The organism is Desulfofustis glycolicus DSM 9705, assembly GCF_900130015.1.
Classification (GTDB): Bacteria; Desulfobacterota; Desulfobulbia; order Desulfobulbales; family Desulfocapsaceae; genus Desulfofustis; species Desulfofustis glycolicus.
In genome coordinates this window covers 23,374-45,521 of sequence record NZ_FQXS01000025.1, presented here as the reverse complement: position 1 = coordinate 45,521, position 22,148 = coordinate 23,374, and the positions used below count along the sequence as shown (strand labels likewise).

Below are 22,148 nucleotides of genomic sequence, written 5' to 3'. Positions count from 1 at the left end.
GAGGCTATCTGTCGGTATGGTCGGCGGCGTGCGACAACCGGTTGTCGAGGCAGCGGCGGATCGCGTGGGCGAGTTGCTTCGGGCCCACCGGTTTCTGCAAAAAATTGATGTCACTGCCGAGGACGCCGTGGCGCACAATGGCATCTTCCGTATAACCGGACATAAACAGGATCTGCAACCCGGACTGCATGGTACTGAGGATGGCTGCCGCTTCAGGACCGCTCATCTCGGGCATGACCACATCGGTGAGCAACAGGTCGATCTGCCCATGAAAGTGCTTGACTGTTTCGACGGCCTCCTTGCCGTTACCCGCTTCCAGAACGGTATACCCGAGATCTGTAAGGATGGTGACGCAGAGCCCTCGCACGGCGTGATCGTCCTCTACCAGCAGAATCGTCTCGACGCCCCGAGGCAATACCGCCGAGTCTTCGCCGGGGTGGTGGGGGCGGATCTGTGCGTCCGTGCCGTGACAGCGGGGCAGCAGCAGCGTGAAGACCGCGCCGTTGCCTTCTTCGCTGGCAACTGATATGAAGCCGTTATTCTGCTTGATAATGCCGTAGACGGTTGAGAGGCCGAACCCGGTGCCGACACCTTTGGGTTTGGTCGTGAAGAAGGGTTCGAAGATCCGGGCCTGAACCTCCGGGTTCATGCCCGAACCGGTATCGCAGCAGGCGAGTTGTACGTAATCGCCGGCGGCAACATCGTAGCGCCCGGAGCGGTATTGTTCCGCAATCGTCCGGTTGCTGATCCTGATGGTCAGTTTGCCGCTTTCGTCCATTGCATCACGGGCGTTGACCGCCAGGTTGAGAATAACCTGCTCGAATTGGGAGCGATCCATTTTGACAAACCAGAGTTGCTCGTCGACAACGGTGCGCAGTTTGATTCCTTCCCCGAGCAGGCGGGTGAGCATTCGGTTGAGCACCTTGATCTCCTCGGCAAGATCGAGCAGTTGCGGTTGGATGATCTGTTTTCTGCTGAAACCGAGTAATTGCTGAGTCAACCTGGCGGCACGATTGCCTGCCTCGTTGATCTGTTCGATTTTGCTACGGTAGGGATTGTCCGAGGCCATTTCGAACAGGCAGATATCTGAATAGCCGTTGATAATGCTGAGAATATTGTTGAAATCATGGGCGATGCCACCGGCCAGCCGGCCGATGGCTTCCATCTTCTGCGACTGTTGTAATTGGTTTTCCAACCGTTTGGCCCTGGTGTTGTCGTGTACCTTGGTGACGAGGCCGACCACTTTTTCCGTGTCGTTGAATACCGGATAGTAGGTGTAGTGGATATGGCGCTCCCCGGAGCCGGGAAAGACGCGCCAGCCCTCGAAGTGGGTAAGATTACCGGCCAGTGCCTGGTCGATCCGCTCCTTCATCGTGGTTTCGAATAACTCCTCGCCGATCAACTCACGAACGTGCATGCCGACCAACTCATCGCGGGAGCGGGCATATGCGGCACAATAAGCATCGTTGACGGCGAGGAACCGGTATTCGGGGCTGATGATCGCCAGCAGGTCGTCGACGGTGGAGGCCATCACCTCGTAATGGCGCAGCCGCTTTTCGATGCCGATTTGCTCGGTAATATTCTCGGCGATGCCGAGTACTCCGATGACGCTGCCGGTTTCATCATGGAGCGGCATTTTGTTGGTTCTCAGCCAGACGCGCTGATCATCGCAGCATTGCAATGTCTCGACGAAATTGTACTCTGCACGGTCGCACTCGATGATCCGTTCATCGCAGAACCGGTAAAAATCAGCGTCTTTTTTCGGGACCGGCAGATCGTAATCGGTCTTGCCGATGATGTCGTTCGGTTCGTTCAGGCCGACAAGAGTAGCAAATTGCCGGTTGCAGCCCTGGAAGACGAAGTGCTCATCCTTCCAGAACACGCAATGCGGTACCGTGTCGAGCAGCTGCTGCAGGAGGTGTTCGTTGCGTTGTGCCAGGGGTTGGTAGCCAGTTGGCTCGGAGACCGGCGGGCCGGATGAATTATCTCCCTTGTTTGCCGGGGAGGCCCGTAATTTTGGCGCTTTTTGGTTCATCGTCGGCACCGGTCTCGTCTGACTTTTTGTCTGAAGGTTAGTGGTGTCTGGTACAGAATTTATTTTTGGAAATATGTTTTTAATTTCAGATAAATGTATAGATCCTGTCAAGAAAATACTTCCCGCTTGTAGCTATGAACACTGCTGGAATTGTAACGGGTCCGCTCACCGATCGTGCCATGCAGATGTCGGTATCATCAGCAGCCACACGTCCTTCTTCTCAGGAGATGAAGATGCAGGTAAACCAGGTATCCGGGTTGGATCCTGGATATCAAAAGATGTCATAGAAAATAATGTGTCTCACCCTAAATGTCCGTTTGTCGAATAAAGACCAGCTATTCTAGATAACCTGAATATGATCAATTGACAAGATTGCTTGTAATTTCAGAAAACCGGTGGCAATATGGCGCTGTTGCCTGAAAAGTGGAGTTACACCGGATAGATCGAACCACATGTCCTGTGCCGATATTACGTGTAGGGGTGGTGTCGGTGAAGGAAGCTGTCAATGTTCACCCATGGGGGAGTAAAGAATGGCGCAAAGAATTGCCTCGTTTTCGTTGGTTTTTATATTGATCGGCTTGCTCTTTTCCTTCGTGACGGCAAGCCGGGGGTGTGCTGCTGATGCAACCGAACAATCAGTTCGCGCAGAGTTGATATGGAGCCAGAGCGACGGTCTGCGACATGAAATATTTTCAAGTTCATTCTGTGCGGGTGAGTGGGCGGAGCCCCAGCAAATAACGGACGACAATGCCGACAATCTGCATCCATCGATTGATATTGGTCCGGACGGGAGAAAGTGGGCGGCCTGGACAGCTCTCGAGGAAAGCGGCATGGAGCTACGTTACAGCCAGAATGATGGTGATCGTTGGCAACCCTCCGCCTTGATTCCTAGTGATCTGGCCAGCAATATCAAACCATCGATCATGGTGGCGGAAGACGGTGTCGTGTGGGTTGCCTGGTCCGCAAATGATGGCGGTCTTGATGACATCTATTATTCCCGTTTCCTGAACGGGGAGTGGGATGATGCCCAGCCGATTCATGACCCGAATCAAGTGCCTGACATTTTGCCGGTTCTCAGTCTGGACGAAACGGGATCCCCTTTAGTCACGTGGCAACGGTATCAGAACGGCGGTTATGTGCAGGTTGAAAGTATTTGGGAAGGTTCAGCGTGGGGAGAACCGACCGAGTTTCCAGAGGAGGACGAGCTGACCGACGATCAGGATGTACTGGTGCAAGCGCTGACGCTTCCAGATTTTGTCTCTGATACCAGACAGGTATTTGTCAAATTTATTGAGGAATCCCCGGAAGAACCGGATTGCACAGTGATTACGAGATAACAAGGGGTTGGTGATGATTCAGGTTATGAAAAGGCGGTTTCTGGTCAGCACGATGGTGTTGGTTTTGGGGATTTTCAGCATGATGTGGTGTGATGTCGAAGATCAGGTTTTCGCTGCAAGTGGCAGCTTCTCTTTTCAGACTGACGGTAGCGAGGATGATTCGACAGCAGGTACCGGGACGATTTCACCGCCGACATCCGACTTGAGTAATAACATTTCAGCATTCGGTGACTCGGTTACTGAGGGAAGGGGAGGATTTTTACCTTATTCCGCCTATTTGCAGGAAATCATCGGTGGTTGTGCGAACGTCGTCAACTCAGGCCTCGGCGGTGAACAAACAAGCGGCGGAGTGAACCGCATCAGCAATGTGCTGACCAACGTAAGGCCCTCTCAGATCCTGATCATGGAGGGAGCGAACGATGCTTTTTGGGGGGTGTCACCATCTACTGTCAAATTCAATCTTGGCGTAATGATCGACAAGGCGCGGTCGATAGGGAGCGTCGCCGTCATTTCAACGATTACCCCGAACACGCAAAATAACGGTATCGGGGCCACGATAGCATCTTCCTACAATCCTTCAATTCGTGCCCTGGCCGCTGAAAAAGGAGTTGTCCTCGTTGATTCCTACGCACAGGTGGCGGCAGATTGGCCGGCATTGAACTATGATGGAATTCATCCCAATGAAGCGGGCGCGATACGACTTGCCCAAGGTTTCAGTGCTGCTGTGTCGTGCAAGGGTGGATCTAGTGGCGGTGGTGGCGGCGGCGGTGGTGGCGGATGTTTTATCGCTACAGCCGCCTATGGGTCGGCCTTTGGCCCGCAGGTATCCTTGCTGAGAGCATTTCGAGATCACTATCTGCTGACGAATGCTCCTGGACGATGGTTTGTTCAGCAATATTACCGGTATTCACCGAAATATGCCGAGTTCATCGCCGAAAATCGGGTGCTGAAGGCAATTGTCAGAGCGCTCCTTTATCCCCTTGTTGTCTTTGCCTATATCTTGGTCGAGATGGATCGACTCCAGCAATTGATTGTGCTCTTGTCTGCAGTAGGAGGGGGGCTGATTTGTTTTCGGCGGCTTTACGCTCGTCATCCTGCCTCAAGATACTGAGTATCACGAGGCTCAAAAAAACTTCATCAGGGCAGGTGCCGACGGTTACTTCCAGGTTCATGGTGCTCCTGGATCCTGCCTGGTCTGGCGAAAGAAGAGAGATGATCGCGCTGGTGCTTGACAGCCCTGATACTCTCGGTTAGAAACAGCTTTCCGGTTGCGTCCAGCACGGTTGTTTGTTCATTCAGGCATGAGGATCTGCTCTTCTTCTCGCGTCAGGAGCGTTTTTCTTCGCCTATATTATGCCGATATTGAAGGATTAAATCGTAATTTACCAGTGAGCCCGATCAGGCTCGTTGAAGGCTGATCTCTGCGTTCCCCATATGGTCTTTAGCTCGACGATTTTTCTTTTTGTTTTCCTGCCGTTAGTTCTTCTGAGCTATCTTGTCGTCAGCCGGAAGTTCAGGAACCTGCTCCTGTTGACAGCCAGTCTGATCTTTTATGCCTGGGGCGAAAATATCTATGTGCTGTTGATGCTGGTATCGATAGCACTGAATTATAGTTTCGGCCTTTTGATAGATCGCGCCAAGCAGCGGGGCTGGTCTGCCAGGGTTCCTCTGGGGTGCGCGCTGGTGGCAAACCTTGGTTTGCTTGGTTTTTTCAAATACGCCAATTTTCTTGTCGATAACCTCAACACGGTACTTGTCAATATCGATCTGGCGACTGTCGAGTTGCAGACGGTTCATTTGCCGATCGGGATTTCTTTTTTTACCTTTCAAGCATTGTCCTATGTTGTTGACGTGTATAGAGGCCATGCATCCGTGCAAAAAAATCCTGTTCACGTCGCCCTTTATATCTCTCTTTTCCCACAATTAATCGCCGGCCCCATCGTGCGCTATCACGACGTTGCCGAACAGATCGTCCGGCGGATGACACGATTTGATGATTTTGCGTACGGTATTCGGAGGTTTATTATTGGGCTCGGGAAAAAGGTATTGGTGGCAAATGTCCTTGGCAGGACTGCCGACTACATTTTCTCATTACCGGCGGAAACCATTCCTGCAGGTCTTGCCTGGATTGGGGCAATCTCTTATACATTGCAGATTTATTACGACTTCTCTGGGTATTCCGATATGGCTATCGGGCTGGGAAGGATGTTCGGTTTCCGATTTTTGGAAAATTTTAATTATCCCTATGCCGCGCAGTCAATGAGAGAATTCTGGCGCCGGTGGCATATTTCACTTTCCTCGTGGTTTCGCGATTATCTCTATATCCCGCTTGGCGGCAATCGGCATGGGGGGCTCCGGACACATTTCAACCTGTTAATCGTTTTTTTTCTCTGCGGCTTATGGCATGGTGCCAGTTGGACGTTTGTCGTGTGGGGACTCTACCACGGTGGATTTCTTGTTCTTGAGCGATTGCGACCGATCAACACCGTACTCGAGGCACTGCCTAGAGTTCTCAGGCATGCGTATGTGGTGTTGGCTGTTGTCGTCGGGTGGGTCTTTTTCCGAGCAGAGACCTTCTCCTATGCGATCGGGTACCTTCAAGCGATGGTAACCTTTACCACCCCACCATTCTACAACTCCCAACTGTTCTTGATTATCAATAATGAATTCTGGTTGACACTCGTGGTGGCGATTATCTGTTCCGCTCCGGTCATGCGCGGTTTGGCAAGAACCTATTCCATTTTGGAAGGAAAGGCCGTCTCGTCTGGGATGATATATGGTTACGTCCTGTCGATTGGTGCGGTGGTCTTTTTTGGCTTCGTTTTGTCATATTCCGTCGCCAGTTTGATGGGCGGTGCCTATAACCCGTTCCTCTATTTCAGGTTTTGATGAAGGTTCCTTTTCTTAAAGGGATGGGTGACAGGAACTTCCATGTCACCCTTCTCTATGCTTCATTCGCGGGTCTGTTTCTGCTCTTGTGCGTGGAAGAGAAATTGGTTGCTGATTTTGCCGATGGCAAATGGCAAAGCCTGCTGACCCGAATTGCTCTTATCAGCCTGGTCGGCCTGTTGATTGTCTGGCGGATTGAGGTCCCGAATCAGTTCAGGTTGGCGAAAGAGCAACAGAATCAACGGAATTTGCTCATCGTAGTGCTGTTTCTCGGCACGCTTTCCTACCCGTTTGCTGCCAATATTTCGTTTCTGACGAAAAGTGTCAGCGATGTTGTTGAGGAAATAACGAAGAACCGGGAGAGCAGATTCGATAAATTGGCTGCTTTGCTACACGAGTTTCCGTCCATGTACGAAGCCCATATAGAACACTGGCTTCCATTGCCACAAAACTATATTCATCTCAATGCTCTCGTTAAAATATATGGACTGGGGGTGTCACCTAACAAGAATGTCGCTTATGGCAAGAACGGGTTTTTCTTTGAAGGATGGGGAGCCCGACGGGTAGAGAAAGGTGTTACCGAAGATTTTGATAATATCGCCGATTATATGGGGCAAATACCGTTCTCTTCTGAAGAACTTCGGCAGTGGAAACGTATTCTTGAAGAACGCTATTATTGGTTACGAGAGCGGGAAATCGATTATGTGTTCGTCTTGGCACCAACCAAGGCGATGGTCTACCCGGAAAACCTTCCCGATAATCTTCAGAAGGTTGAAAAAGGGCTCACTCGCTACGAACAACTATCCGGTTTTCTCAAGTCTTCATCCCGACTCCCGTTTATTGACCTCCTTCCAGCGCTGCTCGCCGCTAAAGAACGGCAGGCTTATCCATTGCTGTTTTACAAGACGGATTTTCATTGGAATTTTTATGGAGCATTCATTGCCTATCAAACGATCATCGATCAGATGCTCGATATTTTTCCGGCGAACTCATTCACCCATCCCCAATTGTCGGAATTTGAGTTGTCCATTGATCGAAAATGGGCGCATCATCGCTTCATGGACATGGTAGGGTTGCCTTTATGGCTCCACAGAAATGAACATTATATCAAAATGATACCCAAACTTGGGGGGCGATACGACTCGGCGCTTGATGTGCCTCCTAGTGGAATTCATGATGTATATCCTCCGCAAAAGATGTTGACCGCCGAGGACGGGAGTACGCTTCAGATAAGGTTGATCAGAAACCCTGATGCACCACTTCGCTCCCTCTTGCTGCTCGGTGATTCCTTTCTTGAAAAATGCGTTTACTTTTTCAGTGCCGACGCCCAGCGTGTCCTGAATGCACGTACGGTGGTCAATTTTCCTGAGCATATTTTCAATTATGAAAAACCCGATATTGTCATCCAGGAAATCCTCAATATGTTCATTCTTCGCGAGGTCCCGGAGAACCCTGCCGGTTTTCATTCCAGCTATCTGCGCGGTAAATTTCTTGATCATCAAGCGCATCGTACGGTCCGGCCAAAACAATTCACGCGCCTGCACCAGATAAGCGACCAAGAGGTTACGTGGGAAGTGAAACTGTCCGACCTTCCGCCACCGGCAACGGGCGAGGTCCGGGTGGCTCGTATCACGTTCGCCGCTGAAGATCAATGTGGGGCTGATATTCGCCTCTATGACACGAACGATCAATCCTTTGATTTAGCAGCAAACGATATTCATGCCGAAGGGCGACAGCTTTTTCTTGAGTTGCCCGCTGTGGAGAGCACGGGAAGAGTGGTCGTCGCGGTTCCAACACCTCGGGGAAAACGCTGCGCACCTGAAAAACTTGAGATACGCTCCGATCTGCCTTTGGTAAAAAACTCGCAATGAGTGTCAATTTGTCAGCATCAAGCCCTGTGGCCATGCGGCTGTCCGTTATTTCTTGCCTGATAGATGGTGATACGTTAAGTATGTTGCTCTTGGTAAAGGCCGTATGAGAGCGGGGGGCTGCCGTAATCAAAAAGGCTGGGGGGGACCTGAGATATACGCAATTTCTCCTGCGGCCTGTTAACGAGTTGATTGGAATGCCAGACTTGGCATATAGAAGATATTTATCGAGGTAGTCTTACATGCTGAAAATCAGTATCGGTCTATTCTGTGTCGCTTTGACGACACTCATGCTCGAGCTCAATCTCGTCAGAGTGTTTGATGTTATCTGGTATTCCAACATGGCCTATATGGTTATCACCCTCGCCATGTTCTGTTTTGGGCTTTCGGGGATATACAGTTCGTTACGCCCTCGCCCGATCGACAAGAATGTCCATGGATATCTGTCGGTACTCGCCCTGATCTTCGCCCTGTTCAGCCTTGCCGTATTACCGGCCATGAATTGGATTCCCTTCGATTTTAACACGCTCTATACCTCGCCGGTAAAAGCAGGGGCGCTGTTTCTCGTGATGTATCTGTTCCTGATCATCCCTTTTTTCCTGGCCGGTTTGATTTTTACGACCGTTTTTTCGTTTTACGCAGACAAAATTCAGAGCCTCTACTGTTGGGATCTCAGTGGGGCGGCCCTGGGCTGTTTGATCCTTATTCCCTTTCTCCCGTCGATTGGTCCCGGGGGAATTATGTTTCTTGCATGCGCATTCGGTTTGATTGCTTCAGCGTGTTTTTCTGAGAGAAGAACCTGGTCGTTGATTGCCGTCGTGGTGGCTCTTGGTGTGGCCGTTATTCCGTTCGCCAAGGACGGCTATTTTGAATTCAAGGATCACATTGACAAGCGAGGAGTGAAGGGTGCTCGTGAACGCAATCTTATCGAGGATGAACACTGGGATCCAATTTCCAAGATCGAGGTTATCGATTATGGCAAGATGAAGCACATTGCCTACGATGGCGGTTCGCAATCGAGCTTTATTATTCCTTTTGACGGTGACTATGAAAAATTGCGGGAAGATGTCAGGACCGGCACGGGATATCATTTTTACGGAAGCAGCGTTTATATCTCCCACGCCATGAAAAAGGATACCGGTCACGAGGCGCTGGTGATCGGTGCGGCCGGTGGTTCAGAGACCAAAGCTGCATTGATGTTCGGTGCGTCCCATGTCGATGCTGTTGAGCTGGTTGGGTACGTCATCGAAATCGGCAAAAACAAATACGCCGATTACAATGGAAACATCTTTAATCATCCAAACGTCAACGCCCTTAAAGGTGAGGGCCGCAGTTTCCTGAGATCGATTGATAAGAAGTACGATATCATCCAGATGTACAGCAACCACACAAGCTCGAGTATTGCCGCAGGTACGGGCGCGATGGCAACGACCTACCTGCAGACGGTTGAAGCATATAAAGAATATTTCACGCACCTGAAGGGCGACGGAATTCTCCACATTAACCATCACGTTTATCCCAAGATGGTGACCACGGCAGCCCAGGCGTGGCACGAGTTGGGGAAAACAGATTTTCTCAGGCACATCCTTGTCCTGGAAGCCGTCAAGGAAGGATTCCAGGATAACCTTCCGACCTTGATGGTGAAAATGCAACCGTGGACGGAGGCTGAAATTGCTGAGGTGCGATCGTATTTTCATCCGGTAATAGAGATGGTGGTACACCCCCTCAAGCCGGAAAGCAACATGCTTCCCGCGGAATTTTTCTCCGGTACCCTGGCTCACCAGACCATTGATCAAGTCAACTATCGCGTAGCCGCTTCGACGGATGATCGACCGTATTTCAATTTCTTGCGAAAGTCATTTGTCGAACTTGATGCGGATCCTTCGAAGTATCTTAATTTCTCAACGGCCTCATTGCTCAATTCCCAGTTGAAAAGCGGCTGGATTGCAACCGATGTCATCCATCTGATAGTCACTGGTGGAGCTTCGCTCTTTTTCATTGTCCTCTTTGTGTTCGTCCCGATGTATTTCTCCCGGGCTGGGAGAGAAAAATGGGAAGGCAAGATTGCGAGTTTGATCTATTTTTCCTGCCTGGGTGCTGGTTTTATCATCTTTGAGCTGGTCTTTATCCAGATTTTTATGAAGTTGATCGGTTATCCACTTTATACCTATTCGACAATTGTTTTCGCTATGTTGATCTCGGCAGGTTTTGGCAGCGTCATGTCCGAGAAGATGAGTATTTCACCGAATCAGAGATGGTTTGTACCATTCGCCGGCGCCCTGGTGTTTAGCGTACTGATCCTCATTGGCTACGAAGCTTATTTTGAACTGTTCATGCAGTTGCCGACGATCGCGCGGGTGATCGCGGCTACCGTATTGATTTTCCCGCTTGGTTTTTTTCTTGGAATGCCCTTCCCGCTCGGTATTCTTGCAATCGCCCGGCAACCACGCGGATCAATAGCCTGGGCCTGGGCTATGAACGGTCTTTTTACAGTAGTCGGGGGCCTGAGTAGCGTTCTCTTGTCGATCTATCTCGGATTCCGATTTACCGTGATCGTGGCGATTCTGATCTACGCTGTCGCTTTCCTGATGTTTAGTAGATTGAGACATGCAGCGCGGTAGTTTGTATCGACTGAGCTACATGAATCGGTTGCGATTTGTGAAGCCGGAAACACCAACGTCTTGAACTATGAACAGTTTACCAGAAGAGCACGAAAGACAGCGCGGCCGACTGCTGATTTTTATCGTTGCTTACAATGCTGAAAAAACCATTGAGGCGGTGATCAAACGAATCCCGATAGGCTTGTCGAGGTCCTACGATGTTGAGATTCTGATCATCGACGATTCGTCACAGGATGAGACCTTTGCCAAGAGCGAGCTGATCAAGCGAAGTGGTGATGTGCCATTTACCATGACCGTCCTGTTTAATCCGGTGAATCAGGGCTATGGCGGAAACCAGAAAATCGGGTTTCACTACGCCTTGCGCAACCGATTTGATTGGGTGGCTCTGGTGCACGGAGACGGACAATATGCTCCAGAGTGTCTGCCCGATCTCGCCGGATCTCTGGCGAACGATGGGGTTGATGCCGTATTCGGTTCACGGATGATGCAGGGAACCTCGGCGCTCAAAGGAGGCATGCCACTCTATAAATTTGTCGGCAACAAGATTCTCACGACGGTCCAAAACGCGCTGCTGGGATCCAAACTCAGCGAATTCCACAGTGGTTACCGTCTCTATTCAGCTGCGGCGCTTGCTCAGGTCCCCTTTGATTTGAACAGCAATGATTTTCACTTTGATACTGAAATAATTATCCAATTTATTACTGCTGGATTGAAGATCAAAGAATTGCCCATTCCTACATTTTACGGTGACGAGATTTGCCACGTCAACGGTCTCAAGTATGCCTGGGATGTTTGTCGAACAACAATTCAGGCCAAGATACAAAAGTTTCACATATTTTATGATAGGAAATTTGATTGTGCTCGGACGGATGACAGCGACAAACCAGATGGTTCTCCAGGACGATTTATCCAGTCTATCGTTCAGGAGAAGATAAAGCCCGGTACCGGAGTGGTTATTCTGGGAGGCGCGAGCGATGATTTCGTGGCCGCGCTCGTTGAGAACGGGTGTTCTGTTCGCCATGAGCAGGCGGACTATCTTAAGACGCCCCCAGAGATTAGCGATACGCTCGATTACCTCATTATTTTTGATGATCGGGAAATTTCCAGTCGGCCGGAGTTGTATATGGAACAGCTGCAGAAATTCTGCCGTTACCTGCCGACGCTAACCATTATAGTGGCGGTCGGTAATATCGGTTTCTGCGTGACCAGAATTCTTCTTTTACTGGGGCGGTTTTCCTACTCTAGAAAAGGCATTATCAGTTTCGGTCACTCCCGTTTTTTTACTTTGCGCTCATTGAAAGGCTTGTTCTCCCAATATCTGTTTGAATGCCTTGAAGAAACAGGGGTTCCGATTCAATATGACAAGATCTTTCGAACTCGTTTCATAAGTACCGCTCTTTTGTCATTCCATCGCGGTTTGATCTTCATCCGGCCATCCTTCTTCGGGTACCAGCTATTATGCTCATTCCGACCGAAGCCTTCGCTTGATTATCTTCTCGAACATGCCATGAGCGTCTCACAGGAAAAGAGCCAGCTCGTCTGAGCTCTAACCTGTCACATCTCGTAAAAAAGGGCTTCCGTTCATTGCAAGGGATGGCAAAACCGCTGTTCTTCCGGATAAGCAATAATTATTTAACGATAAATTCCTTCCCTGACTCAAGTTCTATATCCTTTGGTCCCAGTCGTCTGGCACCCGGGTGTTGACTGCCGACCCTAACCATGGGAGGCATGTATTCCGGCATGACATTGTCCGTCTTGATGATCACATAGGTATTCTCTTCCTCCAGGTTCAACTGTTCAACCCGGTGAATCGTTTGTACAAAAGCGGGAATAGACGTCATGATCTTTTCCTGTCGTTTCGCTGGGTGCTGCAGGTTGTCAACCCAAACAAGGCTGAAAAGGAGCAGACTGACGAGAATCTGAACTTTAAACGAACCATTACAGTGCTCGAGGATCTTGTCAACGGTCAGTAGAAGGAAAAGAAGCCAGAAGAAAACTGAAATATACAAATGGCATGGAAAGACCATTTGGTAGAGCTGGAATTTGATACTGAGAAAAAGTGGGGCAAGTCCGGCGAGAATGATGGTGAATAGGATAGCGCTGATTTTAAGGTAATAAACGTTCTTCCTCAAAACGTATAACGCCGCGATGAGCAAGAAAGAAAATATGATTAGTTTCAAGAAGGATAGTTTTCCGAAGAGATCGAGAAAAAAAACCTGTTCAAAGAGTACATGAGTAGCGATTCGACGAGTACCGGCATCGAAGATGTTCATGATTTGGATAGTGCTTTCTTTGACCGATAGGCTGTAAAGCAAAACGTTGATGATCACAACGGTGAAGAGAATGCTCTTTGATCCGTTGCGAAAGAAAAGCAGGAACAAAAGCGATACCGGAAAAGCAACGACCGAATATGGTCCGGACCAGACGAGCAGGGAGGCGGCCAGGCAGAGAGCGGCAAGAGTGATTTTTGATTTTGGGGCTGGGAAGAATAAAAGACACAACAGCAGTACTACCACATTGTACATCTGAAACGTGAGAGTATTGTAGTAGTAAATATGGTTCATGCCGGAAAGGCCGAGAACAATGGGTGCGGCCAGTAAAATAGAGCGATGCTGCAATAAACCGGAAAAAATCAGGTTGGTTGCCGTGATAACACCCAATGTCATAGCGAAGAGATGGTAGGTTAGCGGTTGTATCCGGACATCGAGATAGGAGGCTAGCCAGGCAACTAGGTTGTTGATAATGTTGTAGTAACCGTTGGGATGTTGGAGAATGAAGCTGAATTCGCGTTTCAGTCCGTAATAGAGATTAAAATAGTGGGTAGCATCTTCCCAGTAGAGGCCGGGATTAATCACGTTCGGCCACGATCTCAGGAGAAATACGGCACTGAAGAGTATCAGGGAAACAACGATGATCGACTTTTTCTCCCGAAGAGCTATCCGTGATTGCTCTGCATATGGTTTCCGTATAAACAGCGGCAGTGTTGCAGACAGCGCGGCGGTCCAGTACTTGATCATTCGGTGTATTCGCGAGATGGTAATAGGGGCCCGTTGGCTGCGAGCAGACAATCAGGTTACGAGTTCTCTGCCACTACCGATTTAAGTCAAAAATGGTAGGTGAGCATCGCCGAGGCGACCGGATAGAATTCGAACCAGTCAAGCTCGTCTTCGATCTCTTGCTCCTGTTCCGCCAGAAAGCGCTGCACGTCATCGAAGCCGTTGACGTCTATGGGCGCATTAACTCTGAGGTTTTTGACATCGGGGGCGCCCTGGTACAATACGCCGAGTTCGATGGCAAAGCCCCAACCGGAGGTATCGCTGTTGCTGCGCCAACCGATGCCGGCATACGGAGCAACGGGGTTGAATTCGACATCGCCGCTGATCGATACCAGATCGGCGAGGAACGCATAACGATAGTAATCTGCCGGGATGATGCCGCTATCGATGGTTCCGGTAACCCCAACGTTGTTATTGTTGAAGTATGCCCCGCCGCTGATGAAAAATGCACCGCCGAATGGGTGAACATCAAGTACCAGTGAGGCTGAATTGTGCTCCGGTTCGAATTCGTAATCGATATCTGAAATGGTCGATTCGAATTCATACTTCAGATAATTGACACCGCCACGTAATCTGGTGTTGGGGAGAAGCGGCGTGCTGAGCTCGGCACCGACACCCAACGTCCCGGCTTTAACGGCGATTCCGAGACCTTCAGCGGCGGAGCTGAGGTGTGGTGTGCTGATCAGCAGAAGACAGGTCAGTGCCGGCGCGATAAGATTTGCTGTGCGTTGCATGATCTTCATTCCTCTTCAGAGAAGTGATAAGGGTGGGCCTGATACAACCTGACTGATGATTGTTTTTCAGACTTCGCAGTTCTGCAATAATACCTGAAGGCGAACGAATTTCAATGTTTGCGGTAAACCAACCGAGTATTTTCTGTTTTTTTTTCATATGAAAATCGGCGGGACAAGTTTTAACCTGTCCCCCGCTCACTTTCAAAAACCAACCAGATCTTCCGGCCACGGCGCTGATTTTCATTGTTCGTTGTGACGCCCCGTCATGGAGGTTATAGGAAAACCAAAAAACCGGTCAGAGCGGCGGCAGCAGTTCAACGCGAAACCGGGTACCCCGATAGCTGAGGAGCACGCCGGTCTCGGTTATTTCCTCGAGCCTGACATCCGGCGCAAGCAGATCCTGTTCCCGGACGATTGTCTGGTTTGCCATGATCATGCGCAGGGAGGGCACAGGGGAGAAAACGTGCCCGCTGAACCGGATTTCCGGGATTGCCGCCTGCATGGCCGGCGAGAGGTCGACAAGCAGCGGAACGTTCGTGGGAGCTTCTGGCGGTGCCGGCCGCCCGGGCGGTTCTGCGGACACTTCCTGAGTTCTTGTGGTTTGCGCTGTCGTCGTGGCCGGCAGGGCGGTCGCCTGTCTGCCGACGGAGGCGGCCTGGCCGTTTTCCGTTCGGTTACGAATTACGGTGTCGGCCGGGGACTCGCCATCGGGCAACGGTCGCGCACCCAACCAATACCAACCAGCACCGGTCGCCAGTGACAAACAGAGCAGCAGGGCCGCCAGCACCGGCAGCAGGCCCTGTGATACTTGCCGGTCGGCGGTGGAGTAAACAGGCGGCTGGCCCAGAAGCGGGTCTGACTGTTGCACGCGCCGTCGTTCATCGGCGGATTTCTTTAGTGCATCAAGGATGTACGACATGAGCGCCCGTATCACGCCGGTTCGACGAAGTATCGCGAACGGTTATCGGCCCGATATTGATTTGATTTTCTCCCTTTTTGCCGGCACTGTACAACAGTGGATCGGCCGCATCGTCAGCAGATGCCGAGGCTTCGTTTCCCGGGGGGGCGTCGGCTGTGTCGTCCTCGACCCCCGTCGATTTGGCCGTGTCCGGTGGGGAGTGGTCAGAGGTAAAGCTGCCGAGCCACATGCCGACCGCCAGCGCTGCGGCCAGCAGGCCGGCGAGTGGAACGAGCAGGCGGCGGGCCGGCCTCTGGCGCGGCGGCTGCCGGTCGCCGAACAGTTCACGGGCGGCACGCTTGACGGTGCGCTGATCGACCTGCTCTTTCCCCTCGCTGTAAGCGCCGAGCAGCGAGCGATCACAGAGATTGTTGATCAGGCGGGGAATACCGCCGGTGAGTTCGTAGATGGCTCTGCAGGCCCGTTTGCCGAACAGGGGCGAACGACCACCGCCGGCAACGGTAACGCGGTGCCTGATATAGCCGCTGAGATCGCTTCGTTGCAGGCCGCCCAGGTGGTATCTGCTGGTGATGCGTTGATTGATCTGGCTCAGGTCCGGTCGGGCGAGCATCAAGGCCAACTCCGATTGACCGAGCAGGATGATCTTCAGCAGTTTGTGCCGGTCGGTTTCCAGGTTGGTCAGCAGGCGCAGCATCTCGAGAACATCGCGATCGAGATGCTGCGCCTCATCGATGACCAGCAAGGCTTGCCGGTTGCGGGCATGGGCCTGTAGCAGGTAGTCGTTGAGCAGGTTGATCCGTTGCCTGGTCGTCCGGATGGCATCGGTCCGGTCGATTTCGAACTCATCGCAGATGGCCCCGAGCAATTCGTCGGCGGTCAGTTTCGGGTTGATGATAATGGCAACGTCAGTGTTTTCGTCGAGTTCGTCGAGAAACCGTCGGCAGATCGTGGTCTTGCCGGTGCCGACCTCGCCGGTCAGCAAGATGATGCACCCGTCCGAGACCGCTCCGAAGCAAAGATGAGCCAGGGCCTCCTGGTGCCGCTCGCTCATGTACAGATATCGGGGATCCGGAGCGATGGAAAAAGGATTTTCGTTGAGGCCGAAATAGTGTTTGTACATAGAGAGCGTGTGGGACGGTGATCCGGGTGGTTTGCCCTGCTGCCGGACATTGCGCCATTATAGGACAAATCGGCGGCCATTGCCATTTTTCTTTGTATCCTGTTGTGGTTGTCGGCTATCATGCAGAGCATGACGACAGCGGCACGAGACCGGCATGCCGATAACGGCGCCGGGATGCCGCGTTGCAGCGTTGAATTGTGGTCGGTACGCCCTGATGGTTAAAAAATTTTTCTTTGTCACGCTCCTTTTCTGCTACGCCATCGCGTTGACCCTGGTACTGCTGGTTATTCGCTTTCCCAAGGAAGATCTGCTTGCGGCCGCTGCCGCCAGGCTGGAAACGGTGGTGCCCGGAGTGGAATGCACTATTGCCGATGCCGGCTATCATCATCCGCTGGGGCTTGTCCTCGACACCATCAGTATTGAAGCGGCACCGTTGGGGGAACCGTTGGTCATCGATACAGCGGAAATTCGTTTTGTTATGCGCCATCCCCTGAGCCGGTTCCACACTCGACTCGAGGTGTTGGGAGCGGCGGTGACCGGCGAGGTGGTGCTCGATCGTTCCCGGGAGACGCTGGCTCTGCCGGCCGTCTCGGTGCAGGGATTTGATCTGGCTGTGGCGCCGGTGAGTCGGCGCCTTGATCGACAACTGAGCGGCGTTGCCGGTTTTTCCGGCAACTATCAGGCACCGCTGGCCGATCCGGTTGCCGGAACCCTGCATGGGATGATCCGGATAGAGGATCTGCGGCTTTCTCTGAAACGTCAGATTCTCAGGGAAACGGAGATGCAATTCGACTCGGTTTCGGCCGAGATCGATATTACCGATGCAACGATCGCCCTGTCCCAGGGGGAGGCGGCCGGCCAGAACTATGAGGCGATGTTTACCGGGCTCGTGCGTTTGGCAACCAACTGGCGTGACAGCGAGGTTGCCGTGGCCGGCCAGTTGCAGCCGTCATCCGGCTACCTCGCCGCCAACCCTCAAGCGGCCCGGGCTGTTGCCCTGCTCAACCGGACGTACGGCCCCGGTCCGATTCCGTTTCACGTTGCGGGCAGTGTGCTGGAGCCGGTGTTTCAATTCGGACCGGTTCGCCGGCCGTGAGCGGTGAGAGCGACGGGATGATCGGATTCCGGAAAAGAGCTCATCTGACGGAGTGACAGAGTGGTGATGAACGATACCGTGGGCAGGTTGCTCGTCGAGCGGGCGGGGGTGCCGGAAGAGGCGCTGCAGCAGGCCTATGCCGTCCAGAAAAAGGGCGGCGGCAAACTCGGCGAAATTCTCGTTCGGCAGAAGGTATTGCGGGAAATGGATCTGCTCCAGGTCCTGGCCGAACAGTTCCGGATGACGGTGATCCCGCTGCTGCCGACCACGATCGATACCGGGTTTACGAAGAAGTTGTCGATCGGTTTTTTGAAAAAGAATCTGCTCGTTCCGGTGATCACCGAAGACGAAGTGTATATCGCCGTGCACGACCCATTTGATTTCCAGGCGCTCGACGAGGTGCGCCTGCAGCTCGATCTGCCGTCCTGTCCGGCGGCATTGAGTCCGCACAGCGAGATCATCCGGACCATTAACTCTGCCTATGACCTGACGCTGGATACCGCTGAAGAAGTGCTTCAGGATATCGACGAAGAAGACCCCGATGTCCTCTTTTCGAAAATAGAGGAGGTCGGCGATCTGCTTGATGATACCTCGCATTCACCGGTCATTCGGCTGGTCAACCTGATGCTCTCCCAGGCCGTCCGGCACAATGTCTCCGATATCCATATCGAACCGTACCAGAACAGCCTGAAGATCAGGCAGCGGCTCGACGGCCTGCTCTACGACATGTTCACGCCGCCGAAACACGTGCAGTCCGCGCTGACGTCGCGAATCAAATTGATGGCCCGGATGAATATCGCCGAAAAACGGTTGCCCCAGGACGGGCGGATCGAGATCAAGGTCGGCAACAAGGACATCGATATCCGGGTCTCGACTCTGCCGACCGCATTTGGCGAACGGGTGGTGCTGCGTCTGCTTGACAAGTCGACGGTGCGCATGTCGCTCACCGATCTCGGCATGTCACCGGAGCGGTTGACCCTTTTCTCCCGGATCATCAAGGCGCCCAACGGCATCGTGCTGGTCACCGGGCCGACCGGTTCGGGCAAGACAACGACGCTGTATGCGGCGCTGTCGGCAATCAACCGGGTCGACATCAATATCATCACGGTGGAAGACCCGATCGAATATCGGATTCCGGGAATCGGCCAGGTGCAGGTCAACCCGAAGATCGACCTGACCTTCGCCTCGGGACTGCGCTCGATCGTCCGCCAGGATCCCGATGTCATTCTGATCGGCGAAATCCGTGACCTGGAGACGGCGGAAATAGCCATTCAATCCGCCCTGACCGGCCATCTGGTCTTTTCCACCCTGCATACCAACGATGCCCCGAGTACGGTTACCCGGTTGCGTGATATGGGGGTCGAGTCCTTTCTGATCGCCTCATCGATCAATGCCATTCTGGCCCAGCGGCTGGTCCGCATCATCTGCCCCGCTTGCCGTGAATCCTATGAGCCGGACGCGCAGGAGATCGCCGGTATCGGCCTGACCAGGGAGATGCTAAAGGATACCCCGGTCTATCGTGGGCGGGGGTGCGAGGAGTGCCGTAATACCGGTTATCGCGGTCGAACCGGTATCCACGAATTCATGATCATGAATGACGAACTGAAACGGTCGATCCTGAAGACCTCGGACTCCTCCGCGTTGCGCCGCCAGGCCCAGGCCGGGGGAATGACGACGTTGCTCCAGGACGGTGCGGCAAAAGTGCTGGCCGGCGTCACCACCATCGAGGAGGTGTTCCGGGTGGCCCAGGCCCAGTGAGCGGCCGGGGTCAGCCTTTTTTCATCTCGGCCATCTTTTTTTTGAGCTGTTCCTCCATGTCGTTGAACAGGCTCTGGCGCTTTTTTTCCATGTCGGCCTGAATCGATTCGACCTTCTTGTTCATCTCTTTTTTCTTGGCCATGAACTGCTCCAGCTCCCTGGTCAAACCGTCTTCCTTTTTCGCCTCGCGAGGCAGGGCCTCAATGGCCAGGTGGTCGCCGACGACGACTTTGACGGTAAAGGGGTCGTCGATAAATTCGACGATCTGCTGGCGCTGTAGCCGCCGGCAAACGGCCAGTGCCGACTCGACGGAGACGTCGAGCAATTGACTGACGTCCTCTATGGACGGGGCGCCGTGTTTCCGGTGTTGCGTGATCCTGATGGCGGCGATGTAGAGATGGGCTTCGGTGTATTGATCCATGGCTGACCTCGCAGAGAGATAACTGTTATCCGGGATCAACAGGCGATCCCACAGACCTTAGCATACCCGTCGGCAGCACTTTTGTCACCAGCCTCCGCCGACCTAACCAATCCTCGTAACTGGGAGTTACAACAATCACTGAAAATCGACTCCTGGTCGGAAGGGTCGGCCGGTCCTGCCTCCGGCTGCTGCGCTGCGGCCTGATCGGCTGGCCTCCGAGGCCGGCAGACAGGCCATCCATGGCCTGGCCGCCGGGAGCGGACGTCCTGTCCGCTCCCCTTCGGGCCTGATTCTCCGGCCGGCCGGGCCTTCACGATGCAGCCTCCGGCAGAACCGGCCGACCCGGGGAACTGATTTTCATATAAAAAAAAGGAGCATGAAAGAATCGAAATTTCGTTCAAGATCGAGGCGCGCAAGAAAATTTTCCCGCAGTCATATATATGATATTCCGAGGATAAAATTTGATTGCGCAACGACGAGATTGGACGAAATGGCCCGTGGCGTTCACGCCGCCCGTCGCGGCCGGGAAGGTGTACCCAGCGGCTTTTGCGGGGGCAGGTCGGTCGAGGCCGGTTCGAGGTGAGCCGAGGCGAGTTCGATGACCAGGCCGACCTTCAGCAGGGCTTCGCTGATGGCGATATTGATCGGTCGGCGGGCGGTGCCGAGATCCGGGTGCAGCGCGGTGATGGCCATGCCGAAGTCATGGAAGAGCGGCAGGTCTCCGGTCCCGGCACCATTGGCGCCGGCGCGTGTCGTCGTCGTTCGTTGCCGCATGATCCGGCAGAACGCCAGCCGTGGCTGACCTCTGCGATCGTTGCAACCAGCAAAACCAAACAATCGGCAGACCAGGGCTCGGCAGTGATATTCGCTGCAGGCGCCGCTGTTCGGACTCCCCCGATCCGGCCTGAAGAGGATACAACGGTTGGAATCGACCTGTCGCTCTATTCGTTTGAGTACCAGTTCCGCCTGTCTGGTGCGAAACAGGTGGAAGGCCAGCGGCAGCATCTCCAACACCGTCGCCTCAACCTTCTCCGACAGGCAGCAGGTACAGCAGCCGGACGGGCAGTCCAGACCCGATGCCAATTTAAACCGAAGCGTCGCCTCGTCCGCCTGGGCATACAGGTCAAGAACCCGGGTCGACAAATCCTGGAGCATGGTTGTATATGGAGAAGAAAGAGGAGTTCAGCGGTTTTCCCGGACGGGAAGGACCGGTTCCTGAACGATGTCTCGATACTTACCGGAAAGATCCGGAAAAGGCAATACGGATCAAGTCCTCGCCGTTTGTTTCAGGTAGTCGAGAAAAACCTGGTAGTGATTGGGCATGCTTCGTTTCGGTGTGGTAACGATATAAAATGAACGGCGCATCGCAAGTCCGGTGATCCGTGTCTCTGTCAAGACACCGGTGTGTAATTCATCACGAATGGCCGTTCGGGAGATGATCGCCAGCCCGAGACCGGCCTTGACGGCCTCCTTGATGGCGGTGCTCGAGCCGAGCCGTGCCCTGACCTTGAGTTGCGCCGGGGGGAGTCCCGCCTGACTGAGAAAGTGTTCGACGTTTCTGCCGGTTCCCGAACCCTCTTCGCGGAGCAGGAAATCGTAGCCGGTTAAACTCCGGGCGTCAATCTCGGCGGGTAGCCGCTGTTCTTGTCGCGCTGCCAGGACTAACTCGTCTTCGCCGAATTCCGTATAATCGAGACGGCCGCCGGCGATTTTGGCGCCGACGACGCCGAGATGGAGTCGATGCTCAGAGACTGCGGTGACGATCTGGGCCGAGTCGTTGATGGCGATTTCAAACGATACGTCCGGATACACTTGTTTGAAAGCGGCGGCATGCTCGGGCAGCAAATAGGCGCCGGGGATCGTGCTGGCGCCGATGACCAGATCGCCGGCCACTTTGTTGGTCGCCACGGCCAGAGTTTCCTTGAGCTTGTCGAGTTCGTCGAGGATGGCCATCGCTTTCGGGAAGAGGATCTGCGCCTCGGGGGTCGGCGAGATGGAGCGACCGAGTCGATCGAACAACCGGCAACCGAGGCGATCCTCGAGGTTATGCATGTGTTCGCTGACGGTGGGTTGGCTGGTGAACAGCTGCTCTGCCGCCTTGGTGAAGCTTCCTGTCGTATAAACCGCGACAAATACCCGAAGATGACGTGTTTCCATAGTTGATCCGACTTGAAAAATGGCTCGGCAGACACCGTGTCTGCCGGAAAAATGGGCAATGAATATGAATATACATTACTTCGGCCTGACGGCAAACAACACAGTGCCGGCAGCATGGCCAACGGTGGTCAAACCGG

The 22,148-nt window shown here is 53.0% G+C and carries 17 protein-coding genes; 8 read left to right on the top strand and 9 right to left on the bottom strand.

The window, feature by feature from the left end; genetic code table 11:
* Nucleotides 1-4: 4 nt before the first annotated feature.
* Nucleotides 5-2,035, bottom strand: coding sequence for a hybrid sensor histidine kinase/response regulator (locus BUC26_RS17345; protein ID WP_073378044.1), 2,031 nt, complete (start codon nucleotides 2,033-2,035; stop codon nucleotides 5-7).
* Between the two features lie 530 nt (nucleotides 2,036-2,565).
* Between BUC26_RS17345 and BUC26_RS17340 the strand changes: the two genes are divergently transcribed.
* The 6 genes from BUC26_RS17340 (at nucleotide 2,566) to BUC26_RS17315 (ending at nucleotide 12,293) form a co-directional block, all read left to right on the top strand.
* Nucleotides 2,566-3,372 carry a TolB-like translocation protein gene (locus tag BUC26_RS17340; RefSeq protein WP_073378042.1) on the top strand — a complete coding sequence of 269 codons (807 nt, stop codon included), beginning with the start codon at nucleotides 2,566-2,568 and terminating at the stop codon, nucleotides 3,370-3,372.
* Nucleotides 3,373-3,385: 13 nt separating this feature from the next.
* On the top strand, nucleotides 3,386-4,483 hold the full coding sequence (locus BUC26_RS17335; RefSeq protein ID WP_073378040.1) for an SGNH/GDSL hydrolase family protein: 1,098 nt from the start codon (nucleotides 3,386-3,388) through the stop codon (nucleotides 4,481-4,483).
* Nucleotides 4,484-4,806: 323 nt separating this feature from the next.
* Entirely contained in the window at nucleotides 4,807-6,261 is a 1,455-nt protein-coding gene (locus tag BUC26_RS17330) for an MBOAT family O-acyltransferase (RefSeq protein WP_073378038.1), read from the top strand.
* Nucleotides 6,261-8,132, top strand: a complete 1,872-nt coding sequence (locus BUC26_RS17325) for an alginate O-acetyltransferase AlgX-related protein (RefSeq protein ID WP_073378036.1) — start codon at nucleotides 6,261-6,263, stop codon at nucleotides 8,130-8,132. Before BUC26_RS17330 ends, BUC26_RS17325 begins: the two co-directional genes overlap by 1 nt.
* A 239-nt stretch (nucleotides 8,133-8,371) precedes the next feature.
* On the top strand, nucleotides 8,372-10,750 hold the full coding sequence (locus BUC26_RS17320; RefSeq protein WP_073378034.1) for a spermidine synthase family protein: 2,379 nt from the start codon (nucleotides 8,372-8,374) through the stop codon (nucleotides 10,748-10,750).
* A 67-nt stretch (nucleotides 10,751-10,817) separates the two neighbouring features.
* A complete protein-coding gene (locus tag BUC26_RS17315; RefSeq protein WP_073378032.1) occupies nucleotides 10,818-12,293 on the top strand; it encodes a glycosyltransferase family 2 protein in 1,476 nt (491 codons plus the stop codon).
* A gap of 85 nt (nucleotides 12,294-12,378) precedes the next feature.
* Here BUC26_RS17315 and BUC26_RS17310 read toward each other — a convergent pair whose 3' ends face one another.
* The 5 genes from BUC26_RS17310 to BUC26_RS17295 all read right to left on the bottom strand — a co-directional run bounded on the left by BUC26_RS17310 (nucleotide 12,379) and on the right by BUC26_RS17295 (nucleotide 16,579).
* Nucleotides 12,379-13,767, bottom strand: coding sequence for a hypothetical protein (locus tag BUC26_RS17310; protein ID WP_073378031.1), 1,389 nt, complete (start codon nucleotides 13,765-13,767; stop codon nucleotides 12,379-12,381).
* Between the two features lie 86 nt (nucleotides 13,768-13,853).
* Nucleotides 13,854-14,540 carry a hypothetical protein gene (locus BUC26_RS17305; protein WP_073378029.1) on the bottom strand — a complete coding sequence of 229 codons (687 nt, stop codon included), beginning with the start codon at nucleotides 14,538-14,540 and terminating at the stop codon, nucleotides 13,854-13,856.
* Nucleotides 14,458-14,784: a hypothetical protein gene (locus tag BUC26_RS23090; RefSeq protein WP_143166057.1), complete on the bottom strand. Its 327-nt coding sequence runs from the start codon at nucleotides 14,782-14,784 to the stop codon at nucleotides 14,458-14,460. The genes BUC26_RS17305 and BUC26_RS23090 overlap by 83 nt, the downstream gene beginning before the upstream one ends.
* Nucleotides 14,785-14,835: 51 nt before the next feature.
* Complete coding sequence (locus BUC26_RS17300) at nucleotides 14,836-15,459, bottom strand: general secretion pathway protein GspB (protein WP_073378027.1); 624 nt, start codon at nucleotides 15,457-15,459, stop codon at nucleotides 14,836-14,838.
* Nucleotides 15,443-16,579, bottom strand: coding sequence for an ExeA family protein (locus BUC26_RS17295; RefSeq protein WP_073378025.1), 1,137 nt, complete (start codon nucleotides 16,577-16,579; stop codon nucleotides 15,443-15,445). The genes BUC26_RS17300 and BUC26_RS17295 overlap by 17 nt, the downstream gene beginning before the upstream one ends.
* Nucleotides 16,580-16,733: 154 nt before the next feature.
* On the opposite strand from BUC26_RS17295, the gene gspN reads away from it, so the two are divergent.
* Nucleotides 16,734-17,675, top strand: coding sequence for a type II secretion system protein GspN (gene gspN, locus BUC26_RS17290; protein WP_073378023.1), 942 nt, complete (start codon nucleotides 16,734-16,736; stop codon nucleotides 17,673-17,675).
* A 66-nt stretch (nucleotides 17,676-17,741) separates the two neighbouring features.
* Nucleotides 17,742-19,433 carry a type II secretion system ATPase GspE gene (gene gspE / locus BUC26_RS17285; RefSeq protein WP_073378021.1) on the top strand — a complete coding sequence of 564 codons (1,692 nt, stop codon included), beginning with the start codon at nucleotides 17,742-17,744 and terminating at the stop codon, nucleotides 19,431-19,433.
* Nucleotides 19,434-19,443: 10 nt separating this feature from the next.
* Here the strand turns inward: gspE and BUC26_RS17280 are convergent, their stop codons facing one another.
* From BUC26_RS17280 to BUC26_RS17270, 3 genes are all read right to left on the bottom strand, one after another.
* Nucleotides 19,444-19,854, bottom strand: coding sequence for a hypothetical protein (locus BUC26_RS17280; protein WP_073378019.1), 411 nt, complete (start codon nucleotides 19,852-19,854; stop codon nucleotides 19,444-19,446).
* Nucleotides 19,855-20,358: 504 nt separating this feature from the next.
* Nucleotides 20,359-21,009, bottom strand: coding sequence for a hypothetical protein (locus BUC26_RS17275; protein ID WP_073378017.1), 651 nt, complete (start codon nucleotides 21,007-21,009; stop codon nucleotides 20,359-20,361).
* A gap of 111 nt (nucleotides 21,010-21,120) precedes the next feature.
* Complete coding sequence (locus tag BUC26_RS17270; RefSeq protein ID WP_073378015.1) at nucleotides 21,121-22,011, bottom strand: selenium metabolism-associated LysR family transcriptional regulator; 891 nt, start codon at nucleotides 22,009-22,011, stop codon at nucleotides 21,121-21,123.
* Between the last annotated feature and the right edge of the window lie 137 nt (nucleotides 22,012-22,148).